The organism is Candidatus Rickettsiella viridis (assembly GCF_003966755.1).
Taxonomy (GTDB): domain Bacteria; phylum Pseudomonadota; class Gammaproteobacteria; order Diplorickettsiales; family Diplorickettsiaceae; genus Rickettsiella_B; species Rickettsiella_B viridis.
This window is the reverse complement of record NZ_AP018005.1, coordinates 284,990-300,365: the sequence shown is the minus strand read 5'-3', so window position 1 is coordinate 300,365 and position 15,376 is coordinate 284,990. Positions and strand designations below refer to the sequence as shown.

Below are 15,376 nucleotides of genomic sequence, written 5' to 3'. Positions count from 1 at the left end.
TATATTTGGTATTCCTATGAAACAATCATCGGCCGATTATTTCGTCATTGTTCCGGCCGCAGGCGTCGGTACTCGCATGAAAAACGATATCCCCAAACAATATTTAACAATAAATGGTAAGTGTATTCTTGAATATACCTTAAACACCTTGCTTAACTATCCAACATTCGAAAAATGCATGGTTGTTATCAATGAAAATGAACATGATAAAAACTGGCCCTCTATAAAGCTGACTCATCCTAAACTAATAACAACAACCGGCGGCAAAGAACGTGTTAATTCTGTTTTTAATGGCTTAATTGCGTTAAAACCTTTTATTAAGGAAAATGATTGGGTACTTGTCCATGATGCAGCCCGCCCCTTTCTGCATCCCAGCGACATCGATAAGCTTATTACGGAAATAGGCGATGATCCACTCGGTGGTCTGTTAGGATCCCCCTCAAAAAATACTATTAAACGTATTGAGAACAAACATTGTCTTGAAACACTGGATCGACAAAAAATATGGCAAGCATTAACACCACAAATGTTCCGCTACCATTGGCTTTTTAAAGCACTAAACTCTGCCATCGAAAAACAACAAACTATCACGGATGAAAGTAATGCTATTGAGTTATTAGGAGAACATCCGAGAATGATTGAAGGACGAGCAGATAATATCAAAATTACAGATAATTATGATTTAGTTTTTTTTAAGTATTATTACACTTAATTTTTCATTAAGCTGAATCAGGCAGAATGCTCCTTATACTATGAGGAGTGAAATGATGACTATAACAGACTCTATTTCTCTTGCAGAACATTTTAGCCAGATGCAACCTGGAGAAACATTGTCCGGTTTATCCTTTGACCTCATCGATGAACATGAGGGGTGTATTAGCTTAGAGAATTCAACTATTCTCTGCCGAGAACGCCATTCTACTAAAAAAGATCCAAATAAAATAAAACAACTAGGCTATCGTTTTGAAGTGTTTACACGCGACTCATTAGGAAATGGCGTTTTTGGCCAAGTATATCCTATCTCCGCAACATTAAAACTCAATACACAAGGTCATATTGAAATATTAAAAGATACCAAGCAGCGTGTTGTCAAAATACTAGATAGTCCAGGCTGGCCTACAAGAGATGAGACACTCATTGGAATACATATTCCTTACTTACATATGAAACCAACTATTCAAGATAGTGAATTAATCCGTTACATTATCATGCACAAAGTACCTGGAAAAAATCTCGGAGAATTATTAAGAAATGGAACTATCAAAGAATTACCGAAAAAAATCAAATTTCTACTATTAATCCGTATCTTAGAAGCGATAAAAAATTTACATAGCGATGGAATAATTCATCTAGATATTAAGCCAGACAACATCATGGTACATTTTGAACCCGGAAATATTGATCCAAAAATTAATATAATTGATTTCGGCTGCTCTGAATACTCAAAATACAAAAATGGAAGTAACATAGATGAACAAACTTATCATGATCAGAAGGATCCAAACTCTGATATCCGCAGTCTTATAAACCGAACGCTTAGTGAAATAAACACGGTAATGGAATACCCAAATACACTAGTTCGTCTTATAGAAAATGCGAGCGCCTCTAATTTTTCAAATCCTCTTTTCTTACAAAATGCCATCAAGGAATTAACGGCTATCTATACATACTTAGATAAGAAAACAATGTTTGATGAACATTTCCAAGAAACGCAAAAAATAGGTGAGCTTCACTTTCATGAACCAAGACCAGGACTCTTTCGTCTCGATACCATACAAGGAGAAAAAGCATTAGCTGGCCACTTTCAAGGCCAAACAGGCTATATTCCTCAATACCTAGATGCTGAAAAAACGCAAATCAATCCTTTACGTTATTTTATCAATGAAACAAATAAAATAATCGTCTTCGCCTCTCCTATTGAAGCAGTCAATCTCTCAACCTACTTAAATGCCTTAAAAACATATTCAATTTTAGAAAATATTGATGATTACCATCTCGTTATTCCTCTCATCGGTCAAGGAATAACAGAAAGGCATATTGTTAGCTATTACAAAGCACCAGGCACTAAATCGATCCCTCACATATTTGATTCCAAACGCGGTGATCCGAAACGTTTTTTTAATTCCAAAGAAAACTCAGCAATCCCCAATGTGAATTACGTCAGTTTAGAAACACAGTCCTTTTTTGATCCCGTGAGTTGCGGTTACCACGGGCTTGCTAATATCGCCAATATCGTATTGCTGATTCAAGCGGGAAAACCAGTTAATACCACCTCTTTGCTTAAGACCCTTGAAAAAAACAATTTGAACAATTTTTCTATTCCATTACTAAAAAACTCAGACATTCCCTTAAAAATAAATTATTTTGCATTTATTCAACAAGCTTGGCGAGATACTTTCTTCTCGGGGCTTAACCAACAAGAAATTACAGCGCTCACCTTTAAACACTATTTTTTAGGCTGGCCTATTGAAAACGCCGCTTGGAAAAAAATGCTCTATACCACACTGCTCGGTTTTTTATTCTACCCTTTGATCAATACACTCAAACTATTGATTGAGCTCCCTATCCAAATATTGAAGAATTCTGCAGATTATATCAAAAATCAACTCTTTTTATGGGCACCCACCTCAGCTGTCTTACAATATTTACGTAACAGTTTGTTGCTAACAAATTATCTATTTTATGGCGTTTTAAAAGGTTTAAGCTTGATAATACATATGAGTCTCTCCCTTATTCCAACACCGTGTACACTGAACGCACAACAAAAAGAGGCAATAAATAATGGTATTTCAATAAAGGTTGACGATACGACGAGTGATTATGACTTCGTGGATATGAATGATTGGGTTGTCAAATCCCATTATCCTGAAACAACGAAACCCAGTAATGCTTCAGCTAAGTTTTTTAAGCCCGCCACTCTTCAAGCTGAAGAACAAAGACAAGAAGAAAGCATTGAGTCGTCTGCGTCTAATAGGTTATGACACGCTATGTGCTTTCTGCATTAAACCTTGCACGTATAAATCGTAATCTCGCCGAGCAAATTCACGCTCTAGCGCTTGAGTAGCCATATTCTTCTGGGAAGAAGGATATTGTTGACTATCGCCCTCATGAACGCCAAGCAACTTAATCAACACATAATCACCATTTGCCAAAGCAAAACCGGCTATTTCATTTTTAGTAGCAGGCAAATTAAATACAGCCTTAACTATCTCAGCTGATGGTTTATCTGTATTGCGCTCAACCTGATTAAGCAGCTGCCAATGTAAATCCCGTTTGTTTTTCTCAGAATCAGAGAACGAACCTTTTTCTTTTAATTCCTTTAGCAAGCCCTGCCCTAGAGTATAATTCTTTTCTATTACCTGCTGTTTCCTTAACATATCGATGATATGCGTTTTCACTGCAGAAAAGGCTTGAATCGCTGATGCTTTATGTTGCTTAACACGTAAAACAATGGCTGTATCAGCATCTAAATCAATAACCGGGCTATTGTTTCCCTGCAAACTATCTTGACTAAATGCCGCTGCAATAATTTTTGGGTTTTTTGTTAATACATCGTTTCCACCCTTTTGCCCAAATAGGGGAGTGGATTGAATAGGCAAATTAAGTGCTTGAGCTGCTTGTTGTAGTGAATCAGGATGGGTATAACTTAAATTAGCTAATTTGTCTCGCCTTTCTACGAATGTTTTATCGTCTTTTAAGGCTGCAAGTGAAAGCTTAATATAATCAATACTCACCTGTTCAGGCTGAACAAAATGGTTTGTATTCTTTTGATAATAAGCCAATGCTTGTGCTTCAGAGATAGGTAATTGCTCGGCAGAAAATTGACTACTAGGGATAACAATGTATGCAAAATCTCTTTTTTGATGAATCAGTGCCATTGCCTGGCTAACTTCGCTTGGTAAAACAAATGCTGTACCTGTTAAACCTTGTTGCACTTGATTAATCAATAATGTTTTTTTTAAGTCACTTAAAAAACCAAGTTCTGTATAGCCCATCGCATCCAATACCGCATAAAAGCGTGCACTAGAAAAACGACCTGCTGATTGAAAAAGTGGCATATGTAATAAAACGGAATCTATGGATGACGGACTTAAACGATAACGATCTTCAGCAGCGGCATGCGCTAATACCTGAGTCAACATCCATTGTTCAAGTGTTTGCTTTTTTAACTGCTTAACCAATTCCTTATTCAAAGACTCTGTTCCTAACTGAGCCTTTGCCTGCTGATAAACCCGTTGATAAGCCACATCAAACTCGCGTTGCGATAGCTTTTGACCTGCTACCTTGGCAACTACCTTATCGCCACCTTCATTCTGCAATTCTAAATAACCGTGAACCCCCCATAATGCAAACATAATGATGAGTAACCCAATAACAACTGAAGTTAACCAACCATGAGTGCGATCACGAATTGACTGTAGCATATGGCCTGTTGTGTATTAAAAGAAGATTTTAAAAAACTTGGCGGAGTGGACGGGACTCGAACCCGCGACCCCCGGCGTGACAGGCCGGTATTCTAACCAACTGAACTACCACTCCTGCAATAGATGGTGGGTGCTGTAGGGATCGAACCTACGACCCTCGCCTTGTAAGGGCGATGCTCTACCAACTGAGCTAAGCACCCGCTCAAAAAGGACGCCATTCTAAACTGATTTAGAATAGATTACTACTCTTTTTGTCCTAAACTTTGCACTGCATCCTTGAGCCCTTTTCCAACTTTAAAAGAAGCAACGTTACTTGCTGGAATCTGTAACACTTCTCCTGTTTTAGGGTTACGACCTGTGCGCGCTTTGCGTTCGTTTACTTTAAAAGTGCCAAAACCGATTAAAGCCACATCTTCGCCTTTTTTTAATGCATGCGTAATCGATTGTAAAATTTTATCTAATGTTTTCCCAGCAATATTTTTTGGAATACCTGCAGATTCTACAATAACTTCAATTAAATCTGATTTGTTCATATACCCTCACAGCGGTAAAAATTAAACTTCATACCTTTACTTTACTTTCAGCATCTTGCTCTAGATTATTAAGTGGAACGTTTATATCAATAGCAAGAATCGTCTGTCAAGAAAATATCAACTTATTTAATGAGCATTGGTTGTAGGACTATCTTTTTGTTGGATTTTTTTGCTCATTAATTTCCCGGGCAACATATTTTTCTTATTTCGCTTTTGTTTAGATTTCGAACGAGAAAGCGGTTTTGTTGGATGTAGTAAGGCAATATCTAGCACCTGATCTATCCAGCGCACTGGATAAATGGTTAATCCCTCCTGAATATTTGCGGGGATCTCTTTAAGATCGCGCTTGTTTTCTTCAGGAATAATAACTTTTCGGATACCACCACGGTGAGCCGCTAGTAATTTTTCTTTTAAACCACCAATAGGCAATACTTCACCACGTAACGTTATTTCCCCTGTCATAGCCACATCAGCACGTACGGGATTTTTCGTAATGGCAGAAACTAATGCCGTACACATACCAATACCTGCACTAGGACCATCTTTAGGTGTAGCACCCTCTGGAACATGAACATGGATATCGTTTTTTTCATAAAAGTTAATCGGAATACCCAAAACTTCCGCACGACTTCGTACAACGGTCAATGCAGCCTGAATTGATTCCTGCATTACCTCACCTAAGTGACCTGTATAGGTAGTTTTCCCTTTTCCGGGTATAACCGTCGCTTCAATCGTCAATAATTCGCCACCTACTTCTGTCCAAGCTAAACCACTGACTTGGCCTACTTGATCATGCTCCTCAACTAAACCATAACGAAAACGCCGGACACCCAAATATTTTTCTAGATTCTGCTCCGTCACCTTAACTGATTTCAAACTCGGTTTACGCGCTATTTCAGTGACGACCTTACGGCAAATTTTTGCGATCTCTCGCTCAAGGCTACGTACACCCGCTTCTCGGGTGTAGTAACGAATAATATCTTTCAGCGCATTTTCTGATAAGACCAATTCTTTCTTTTTTGTCGCGATTTTCAACCCATTTTGCTTCAGCTGTTTAGGCAACAAATGTTGTTTAGCAATATTAATCTTTTCATCTTCTGTATAACCTGGAATACGTATCACTTCCATACGATCCAATAACGCCGGCGGTATATTTAATGTATTAGCCGTTGCTATAAACAACACTTCTGATAAATCGTAGCTAACTTCTAAATAATGATCATCAAAGGCATGGTTTTGTTCCGGGTCTAATACTTCAAGTAATGCGGAAGCTGGATCACCACGAAAATCCATCGCCATTTTGTCAATTTCATCTAACATAAAGAGTGGATTCTTGACGCCCACTTTCGCCATCTTTTGCATGATGCGACCAGGCATGGATCCTATGTACGTACGACGATGTCCGCGAATTTCAGCCTCATCACGCACACCGCCCAAAGACATACGGTTAAACTCACGCCCTATGGCCTTAGCAATCGATTGCCCTAACGATGTTTTACCCACACCAGGCGGACCAACTAAGCATAAAATAGGACCTTTTAATTTCTTAACACGCTGATGTACTGCTAAAAACTCAATAACACGCTCTTTGACCTTATCTAAACCATAGTGCGCTTCTTGCAGTATTTTTTGTGCTTTATCTAAGTCAAAAAGAACTCTACTGCGTTTACTCCAAGGAATAGATAAAACCCAATCTAAATAATTTCGACTAACCGTTGCCTCGGCTGCCATAGGCGACATGGATTTGAGTTTATTAAACTCTGCCAAGGCTTTCTCTTTAGCCTCTTTGGGCATTTTTGCCTTCTCTATACGTTTTGCAATGTCATCCAATTCATTACCAACGCCTTGTGATTCACCCAGTTCTTTTTGAATGGCTTTAACTTGCTCATTCAAATAGTATTCACGCTGACTTTTCTCCATTTGCTTTTTAACACGTCCACGAATTCGTTTTTGCATCTGCAATAAATCGATTTCGCTTTCAAGGAAAGCGAGTAATTTCTCTAAACGTGCTTTTAATGGGAATATTTCTAGAATTTCTTGCTTCTCTTGTATCTTAAGCGTGAGATGCGCGGCAATCATATCGGTCAAACGACCTGGATTATCAATACTTGATAAAGTACTTAAGATTTCTAAAGGAATTTTTTTATTTAACTTAACGTATTGCTCAAATTGAGCAAGAACCGTACGTGTTAAAACTTCGATCTCTTGACTTAGTTCAACAGGCGGTATCTCAACCACCTCAATTTTTGCGCTGATATAATCCTTTTCATCAATAAATTCTTTGACATGGCCGCGCTGAAAGCCTTCAACCAGAACCTTTACGGTTCCATCCGGCAACTTTAACAGCTGTAAAATAGTCGCTATCGTTCCGACTTCATAAAAGCCTTCGGTATTAGGATTATCTTCGGCAGGATTTTTTTGGGCAATCAGCAAAATTTTCTTGTCTGCCAATTTAGAGGCCATTGCAGCTTCTAAGGCTTTTATCGACTGCTTACGCCCAACAAAAAGCGGAATGACCATATGGGAATAAACAACAACATCCCTTAACGGAAGCAATGGAAGCGTTTCTGAGGATTTAGTCTCTGTGCTCATAAGTTGCTATTCCCATAATTCAAGTAAGTTGTTTTCAGACAACATGACACGGATTTTAGTTCATTGTTAAAAGTTAAAATACGACCATCCTCTTCTAAGGTAAGGGTGTTCTTATAAAATACAAGCCCCCACCCAGAATTTGCAGAAACCTTAAGCTTTTAAAATTTACTCGCTACCCGCCGCTATTTCCCTACTACTTATATTATCTACATTATTATCTTTTTCTCTTTTGTAGATGACTAAGGGTTTAGCACCTTTATTAATAGTAGCAGCTTCAATCACTACTTTACTAACATTCTGCATAGAAGGTAACTCATACATAATGTCTAGCAATACATTTTCTAAAATAGAACGTAGCCCTCTCGCGCCTGTTTTTCGCTCTAATGCTTTACGAGCAATGACTTGTAACGCATCCTCACGAAATTCCAATTCAGCATTATCCATTTTAAATAACTTAAGATACTGCTTAATTAGCGCATTTTTAGGTTCTTTTAAAATCTGGATCAGAATCTTTTCATCAAGCTCATCAAGCGTCGCAATGACTGGTAAACGACCTATTAGCTCAGGGATGATGCCATATTTAACCAAGTCTTCTGATTCAAGCTTAGCAAATAAAGCAGCTGAACGGCTTTTATCTTCTTTACTACGTACATCAGCAGCAAAACCAATACCAGTTCGCTCGGTACGTTCTCGAATAATTTTTTCTAAACCAGAGAAAGTACCACCACAAATAAATAGAATATTGGTGGTATCGATTTGCACAGTTTCCTGGTTGGGATGTTTACGCCCACCTTGTAAAGGAACAGAAGCAACCGTGCCCTCAAGTAATTTCAGCAGCCCTTGTTGAACCCCTTCGCCCGAAACATCTCGAGTAATAGAAGGGCTTTCAGCACGTCGACTAATTTTATCGATTTCATCGATATAGACGATTCCCAATTGCGCGCGTTCAACATTTCCATTCGCCGCTTGTAGTAGTTTTTGCAGGATGTTTTCAACATCATTACCCACATAACCTGCTTCGGTTAACGTCGTTGCATCCGCAATAGCAAAAGGTAAGTTAAATAAACGCGCCAAGGTCTTAGCAAGCAAAGTTTTACCACTACCGGTAGGACCTATCAGTAATACGTTACTTTTGCTTAATTCAGTATCATCTTTTACATTTAAAGGATGAAGGCAAGCTTTTTTAATTAAATCTAAACGTTTGTAATGATTATACGCCGCAACGGATAATATCTTTTTTGCAAACTCCTGACCTATCACAAACTCATTAAACACGGCATGAATTTCTACTGGCTTAGGAATAGGCAAAGCTCCCCCTTCTTGTCGGGGTGTTTCCTCTTGGAATTCTTCTTTTAAAATCTCGCTACAAAGATTTACACATTCATTACAAATAAAAATAGAAGGCCCTGTAATTAATTTATACACCTCATTTTGGCTCTTGCCACAAAATGAGCAGTAACAAGGCTCCGAGGTTTTATCGTTTATTGATCCAGTCATAATTTATACCCCAGTAAACTATTATTCATATTCAAACCAAACACCCAAAAAAATATTAAATCCAATACCATAATGGAAATACTCACCCTTTTATTATTCTATAGAAGAAGTCTCTAAGGCTTCTTTAGCCTGACCCGCTCCCGCTCTTGCTTCCAACATAGCGTCGATCAGTCCATAATCAATGGCTTGCTGTGCACCCATAAAGTTATCACGATCAGTATCGCGTAAAATTTGCTGGGTATCTTTCCCTGTATGTTTAGCCATAATGCGGTTGATTCGCTCCCTGACTAATAGCATTTCTCGCGTATGGATTTCAATATCGGTTGCCTGACCCTGATAGCCCCCTAAAGGCTGATGAATCATCATACGGGCATGGGGTAAACAATGGCGTTTACCTTTCGCCCCGCCACAGAGAAGTAATGCCGCTGCACTGGCTGCTTGGCCAATACACATGGTACTTACATCCGGCTTAATAAACTGCATGGTATCGTAAATCGCCAAACCCGAAGTCACTACACCACCAGGTGAATTGATATAAAGAAAAATATCTTTATCAGGATTTTCAGACTCTAAAAAAAGCATTTGTGCAATAATTAAATTAGCCATATGGTCTTCAATAGGACCTACAACAAATATAATGCGATCTTTTAATAAGCGAGAATAAATGTCATACGCTCTCTCACCACGACCCGATTGTTCTACTACCATCGGAACTAACAATGAATTAGATACTTCCTTAGAAAAATTAGTGATATGCATAGTTACTCTCTAAAATAGAAAAAATTAAATTTTCAAAACCGCAACCTATCGTTTTAAAATCCTCAAGCTAAATATTGGCTTAAAACTAAGTGGTTATTCTGCCTGCTTTTGTACTTTCTTCCTGTGTTTTTGTTGAAAGGTTCATCATTTCATTATATTTCACTGTTTTCTCAGTGTATTCTGCTTCTTCTAATAGCTTATCCATGACTTGTTCTTCTAAAACAGAAGAACGAATATTCAACATCATATTTTTATCTTTATACAAACGTTCCCGTATCGACTGTTCAAATTGAAAAGCACTGGCTAAACGTTCAACCTCTTGTAAAACGCGTGCTTCATCCGCTTGCAACTGATGTGTTTCAATCACTGCACTAAATAGCAAGCCCAAGGTAACACGCCGATGAGCCGCAGCCTGTAAATCGTTCTTAGCTTTTTCTGATAAAGGATCATCTGAGCTTTTCCCTTGCTGTTTTTGTTGCCCTTTTAACTCCGCCTCTAAACGCTGGAATTCTTGGTCCAACAATACTTGCGGTAATTCTTCAATCGCATAAAGTTCAATTAGCTTATCAATGACTTGAGTCTTTAATTTTTCACGCAAAATCCGATCCAGTTCATTCTGCATATGCTGGCGTATTTGAGTACGCAACGTTTCCATACCCCCTTCATGAATACCTAAACGCTGTGCAAAAGCATCATCTAACTCTGCTAATTTAGGTTCAGAAACTTTTTTAACCTGTACAGTTGCTGAATTTTCTTTTTCTGCTTGTTTTTCTTTATCGCCACCCGCTAATGAAATATTTAACGTGTCCCCTGCCGCACTACCAAAAAGACCAGCAAATCCTTCCGGCATTTTGCCTTCTTCAAGCACCCACTCTAAATCCTTGCGCGGTTCGGTACCATCTGAAAGAATAAGGTCAAAAGTAACTTTATCGCCCTGCTGTGCCTTGCGTTGTATTTCAATCCAATCCGCATGTTGATGGCGCATTTTTTCTAAAACTTCTGCAATATCCGCTTCACTAATATCTACTTTCAGTTTTTCTAAGCTGACGCTTTTTAATTCAGGGGCTGAAACCTGAGGGTAAACCTCAAAGCTTGCTGTATATTCAAGGTCGTTTCCAGGCTCTGCCTTTATAGAGTCAATATGGGGTTGCCCTGCGGGATTTAAAGCATTTTTCTGCAATGCCGCCGATAAGCTTGTCCGCAAAGATTCTTGAATAACTTCGCCCCACACGCTGTCGCCATAGAGCTTTTCCACAACATGCGTAGGCACTTTTCCAGGTCGAAAACCGTCCAAACGTGTTTTTTTTGCTAACTCGGCAAGACGATTTTTTTTATGTTGCTCAAGTTGATTACTTGGCACAATAACGCTTAAACGTCGGTTTAAACGCCCTACATTTTCCACAGAAACTTGCATGTCATTCATAAAAATTAAGACTCTTATCGTTATATACATTTACAGCTTGATTACGGATAAATCTGTAATCAAGCTGTGCTTATTGATTCCACCAGTAGGCTGGTGCGAAAGGAGAGACTCGAACTCTCACGGGTTACCCCACTGGAACCTAAATCCAGCGCGTCTACCAATTCCGCCACATTCGCAAGGTCGTTAATTATACAGGTATCTTATCACGAAAAAAATCACTCTGATGGATTTGTAAGCCATCCGGCTACTTGCTTGGCAAAATAAGTCAAAATAGCATCCGCCCCTGCCCGTTTGAACCCTACAAGGCCCTCCATCACGCTCTCATATTCCTTAAGAAAACCTTGTGCAATGGCGGCTTTTTGCATCGCATATTCGCCACTAACTTGATAAACAAAGGTCGGGACAGCAAATTGCTGTTTAATACGATAAACCACGTCCAAATACGGCATACCTGGCTTCACCATGACAATATCAGCTCCCTCGGCCAGGTCAAGGGCTACTTCATGCAAAGCCTCATCGCCATTCGCCGGATCCATCTGATAGGTCATTTTATCAGCGTTCTTTAAGTTTCCAGCAGAGCCTACGGCATCACGAAAAGGACCATAAAAATGTGAAGCGTATTTTGCCGAATAGGCAATTATTTGGGTATTGGTGTAGCCTTTTGACTCTAAGGCCTGTCGTACTCTACCAATTCTACCATCCATCATATCGGAAGGTGCGACAGCATCAACGCCCGCTTCTGCATAGCAAAGCGCCTGCTTAACTAAAAGCGCTATGGTCTCATCATTCAAAATATACCCTTGCTCATTCATCACACCGTCGTGACCATGAGAAGTGTAGGGGTCCAAGGCAATATCGGTAATAACCCCCATCTCAGGGAAGTTTTTCTTTAGCGCCCTAATGGCCTTAGGTATGAGGCCCTCGGGGTCATAAGCTTGTTTCGCATTCAGCGTCTTATCTTGGATCGGAATAACTGGGAATAAGGCAATTGCAGGAATCTTCAACCTTTGTAAAACAGCGACCTCTTCCAACAGCAAATCAAGGCTAAGCCGCTCAATTCCAGGCATGCTGTCTATTGCCTGCCTTCTATTTTCACCGGGTAAAAGGAACAAAGGACAAATCAAATCATCGCAACTCAATCGAGTTTCGCGTACTAAACGCCGACTAAAATCGCTCTGCCTTAGACGACGTAAGCGCGTATAGGGGAAGTTACGCATAATGACCCATCTTATCCACATTATTATATTCTCTCTGGAGAGCCACTTTACCTGATAAAATTCTATATTCAAGCACCCCCTTAAAAAAGCCAAGGCTCAGGGTAAATATACTCACAGCAATGGGATTTTCGGCAAGGCGCCGCGAAAATGAAGCAACCGGAATGTATATATGATACATGAGGATGGCGAATTGAGCGGCAACACCGCCGAAAATTCTAGTGCGAAGAGTATTAAGACCGAAATGTACTTGTATTACCCTCATTGTTTTTGTTAGAATTAGCGCCCTCTGAACTTAGAGAACTCATTCTCAACCGTCATACGAGCGCATTGGAGCTTCAAAAGACATGAAAACATTAATGGCCAAAACCGGCCAGATAGAACGTAAGTGGCACCTTATCGATGCTTCGGGTAAAACCTTAGGTCGACTTGCCACTCAAATCGCACATATGTTGCGGGGTAAACATAAAGCAGAATTTACGCCGCATGTGGATACTGGCGACTATGTCGTCGTTATCAACGCGGAAAAAGTCGCTGTTACAGGTAAAAAAACCACTGATAAACAGTATGAACGCTACACCGGTTATCCAGGTGGCTTAAAAACGATTACTTTTGATAAGTTACAGCAAAGCTTTCCTGCACGTATTATTGAAAAAGCAGTAAAGGGGATGTTACCTAAAAATCCTTTAGGTTATGCTATGATTACCAAGCTTAAGGTTTATGCAGGTTCATCGCACCCCCATAGCGCTCAAAATCCTTCTGCAACCGCAATCGACAGTTAAAATAGGTTAATTATTATGGCAATGCCACTAAAACAACATTATGGTACAGGTCGTCGTAAAACAGCGACAGCCCGAGTATTTCTTAAAAAAGGCGGAACTGGCCTTATTAACGTCAATGGTCGCTCTTTAGAAAATTACTTTGGCCGTGAAACAGCACGTATGGTGGTACGCCAACCGTTAGAAGTAGTAGACCAGCTTGGCAAATTCGATATCAATGTCACTGTTGCAGGTGGTGGTAGTAGCGGTCAAGCCGGCGCCGTTCGGCATGGTATAAGCCGCGCGCTTATGGCTTATGATGAAGCAACTGATGTTTCTATCGATGGTTCCGAAAACGATGCTTCTTTTCGCCGTTTATTACGCCGTGCCGGTTTAGTAACACGAGATGCAAGAAAAGTTGAACGTAAGAAAATTGGACGCCATAAAGCCCGTAAAGGCACCCAATACTCTAAACGCTAATATTCTGATATTACGAATCTATCCTATTATCTATCATCAAAAGTAGGGCTCATACAAAATATCGTATTTTATGTGAGTTCTAAATTGATTTTCCATTTATTTTAAGAAGGTTTAAATAGGAATATATACACAGGCTGTCATTCCTTGCTGTTTATGCGTTATAATCATTTAGCAGTCTGATCTAAAAAATCGATAAAATAACGAATCCCACTGCTAGCCAACCGCGTCACAATTTTTGAGTATACGAGCAAGAATGAGTGATTAGGTGTATAATTGTCTACTTAGGTTTCACCCAGATAACACGAAACCTTTAAAATTTAGTTAAAAATCTGAGTCCTTAGCAATATTACAAAAAATACACCCCCTAATAATCAACTATTAACTAATTCAAATTATAAAACACTTACATTAGAAGAAATGCTGATTCAGTAGATTTTTTAGCTTATGTGACTGAGCAAATTTAGGCTTGTCACCAATCATTAGGAATTAAAGTATGCGGCTTCTTACTGTTTTTTTTTATGTTAGGTTTATTAAAAAACAGATTTAGAAGACTATAAGGTAAATTCGCTGAAAAATATACTCTTCACACTTGAATTAGAAGAGTATACATAAACCCGATGTCTATTTATGGAGAACCTATCTATGGCACAACCTGCCGGTAAACGCTCAACCATGAGTTTATATATGAGGCACGATGATCCCTATAGTCATAGGGTACGCATTGTGTTAGCAGAAAAAATGATTTCTGCAGAGATGTTTGATGTGTCTACTACAGAATTCCCATCAAATTTTTTAGAAAACAATCCTTATGGTAGCGTCCCTACCATCATTGATCGAGAGTTGGTTCTTTATGAAACCAATATTATTACTGAATACCTCGATGAACGTTATCCACATCCCCCTTTATTACCTGTTTATCCGATAGCACGTGCTAGAAGCCGTCAGATGATCTATCGCATAGAACGAAATTGGTATCCGCTCTTGCAACAGATTGAAAATACGCTAAAAAATGATAAAGTAGCTGATTTAGGGAAAGTTAAACTTGCTCAAGAAACATTAGAAAACAGCTTAAATAGCATCTCACCTGTATTTGAAGGCAAAGAGTATTTTATGAGCAATGAATTTACTTTAGTCGATTGTTGTTTGGCACCCTTACTATGGCGGTTACGTTCTTTAAACTCACAAAAGAATAAGCCTTCTGCATTGGAACGGCCTATTCAACTTTACGAAGAACGCGTGTTTACACGCCCTTCATTTAAGGCCACTTTAAGTGAAGTTGAATTTGGAGTAAAAACTTAACATGATGATTTCAAACCGTTCTTATTTATTGCGTGCATTCTATGATTGGATAACGGACAGTCAGTTAACACCTTATATTTTACTTGATGCAGAATTTCCTCATGTAGAAGTACCCACACAATATGTCAAAGACGGTAAAATAACACTCAATATTTCATTGGATGCCGTTTTAAATCTAAAGATAGATACTAAAGCCATTCAATTTGACGCCAGCTTTGGTGGTCAATCCATGTTAGTTTATGCACCTATTAAAGCTGTCTTAGCCATCTATGCCCGTGAAAATGGCCAAGGCATGGTATTTTCAGAAGAAGACAGCCAGCAAGGTGATGGCACACCTTCTACTCCACCACCAAGAGTAAGAGATGGAAAGCGACCGGACCTAAGAATCGTCAAATAA

Annotated in this window: 13 protein-coding genes and 3 tRNA genes; 6 read left to right on the top strand and 10 right to left on the bottom strand. The window is 39.1% G+C overall.

Annotated features, from left to right (window positions below; translation table 11 throughout):
• The first annotated feature begins 16 nt into the window (after positions 1-16).
• Positions 17-712, top strand: coding sequence for a 2-C-methyl-D-erythritol 4-phosphate cytidylyltransferase (gene ispD, locus DMP02_RS01400; protein WP_126322321.1), 696 nt, complete (start codon positions 17-19; stop codon positions 710-712).
• Positions 713-764: 52 nt separating this feature from the next.
• A complete protein-coding gene (locus tag DMP02_RS01395) occupies positions 765-2,981 on the top strand; it encodes a protein kinase domain-containing protein (RefSeq protein WP_172593954.1) in 2,217 nt (738 codons plus the stop codon).
• On the opposite strand, the gene DMP02_RS01390 is transcribed toward DMP02_RS01395, so the two are convergent.
• The 10 genes from DMP02_RS01390 to hemB all read right to left on the bottom strand — a co-directional run bounded on the left by DMP02_RS01390 (position 2,976) and on the right by hemB (position 12,445).
• Positions 2,976-4,424: a SurA N-terminal domain-containing protein gene (locus DMP02_RS01390; protein ID WP_126322319.1), complete on the bottom strand. Its 1,449-nt coding sequence runs from the start codon at positions 4,422-4,424 to the stop codon at positions 2,976-2,978. The genes DMP02_RS01395 and DMP02_RS01390 overlap by 6 nt on opposite strands.
• Before the next feature lie 38 nt (positions 4,425-4,462).
• Positions 4,463-4,539, bottom strand: a tRNA-Asp gene (locus DMP02_RS01385).
• 9 nt (positions 4,540-4,548) lie between these two features.
• Positions 4,549-4,624, bottom strand: a tRNA-Val gene (locus DMP02_RS01380).
• Between the two features lie 42 nt (positions 4,625-4,666).
• A complete protein-coding gene (locus tag DMP02_RS01375; protein ID WP_126322318.1) occupies positions 4,667-4,957 on the bottom strand; it encodes an HU family DNA-binding protein in 291 nt (96 codons plus the stop codon).
• Between the two features lie 126 nt (positions 4,958-5,083).
• Complete coding sequence (gene lon / locus DMP02_RS01370; RefSeq protein ID WP_126322317.1) at positions 5,084-7,549, bottom strand: endopeptidase La; 2,466 nt, start codon at positions 7,547-7,549, stop codon at positions 5,084-5,086.
• A gap of 165 nt (positions 7,550-7,714) precedes the next feature.
• Positions 7,715-9,046: an ATP-dependent Clp protease ATP-binding subunit ClpX gene (gene clpX, locus DMP02_RS01365; protein ID WP_126322316.1), complete on the bottom strand. Its 1,332-nt coding sequence runs from the start codon at positions 9,044-9,046 to the stop codon at positions 7,715-7,717.
• Positions 9,047-9,139: 93 nt separating this feature from the next.
• Positions 9,140-9,805, bottom strand: a complete 666-nt coding sequence (gene clpP, locus DMP02_RS01360; RefSeq protein WP_126322315.1) for an ATP-dependent Clp endopeptidase proteolytic subunit ClpP — start codon at positions 9,803-9,805, stop codon at positions 9,140-9,142.
• A gap of 85 nt (positions 9,806-9,890) precedes the next feature.
• A complete protein-coding gene (tig, locus tag DMP02_RS01355; RefSeq protein ID WP_172593953.1) occupies positions 9,891-11,228 on the bottom strand; it encodes a trigger factor in 1,338 nt (445 codons plus the stop codon).
• A 91-nt stretch (positions 11,229-11,319) separates the two neighbouring features.
• Positions 11,320-11,404 (bottom strand) — tRNA-Leu (locus DMP02_RS01350).
• A gap of 39 nt (positions 11,405-11,443) precedes the next feature.
• Positions 11,444-12,445, bottom strand: a complete 1,002-nt coding sequence (gene hemB / locus DMP02_RS01345; protein ID WP_126323473.1) for a porphobilinogen synthase — start codon at positions 12,443-12,445, stop codon at positions 11,444-11,446.
• 344 nt (positions 12,446-12,789) lie between these two features.
• On the opposite strand from hemB, the gene rplM reads away from it, so the two are divergent.
• The 4 genes from rplM to DMP02_RS01325 all read left to right on the top strand — a co-directional run bounded on the left by rplM (position 12,790) and on the right by DMP02_RS01325 (position 15,376).
• Positions 12,790-13,224 (top strand): 50S ribosomal protein L13, encoded by a 435-nt coding sequence (gene rplM, locus DMP02_RS01340; protein ID WP_126322313.1) that lies wholly within the window; start codon positions 12,790-12,792, stop codon positions 13,222-13,224.
• Between the two features lie 21 nt (positions 13,225-13,245).
• Positions 13,246-13,680 (top strand): 30S ribosomal protein S9, encoded by a 435-nt coding sequence (gene rpsI / locus DMP02_RS01335; RefSeq protein ID WP_126323472.1) that lies wholly within the window; start codon positions 13,246-13,248, stop codon positions 13,678-13,680.
• A 642-nt stretch (positions 13,681-14,322) separates the two neighbouring features.
• Positions 14,323-14,979 carry a glutathione S-transferase N-terminal domain-containing protein gene (locus DMP02_RS01330; protein WP_126322312.1) on the top strand — a complete coding sequence of 219 codons (657 nt, stop codon included), beginning with the start codon at positions 14,323-14,325 and terminating at the stop codon, positions 14,977-14,979.
• 1 nt (position 14,980) lies between these two features.
• Positions 14,981-15,376, top strand: a complete 396-nt coding sequence (locus DMP02_RS01325; RefSeq protein WP_197720788.1) for a ClpXP protease specificity-enhancing factor — start codon at positions 14,981-14,983, stop codon at positions 15,374-15,376.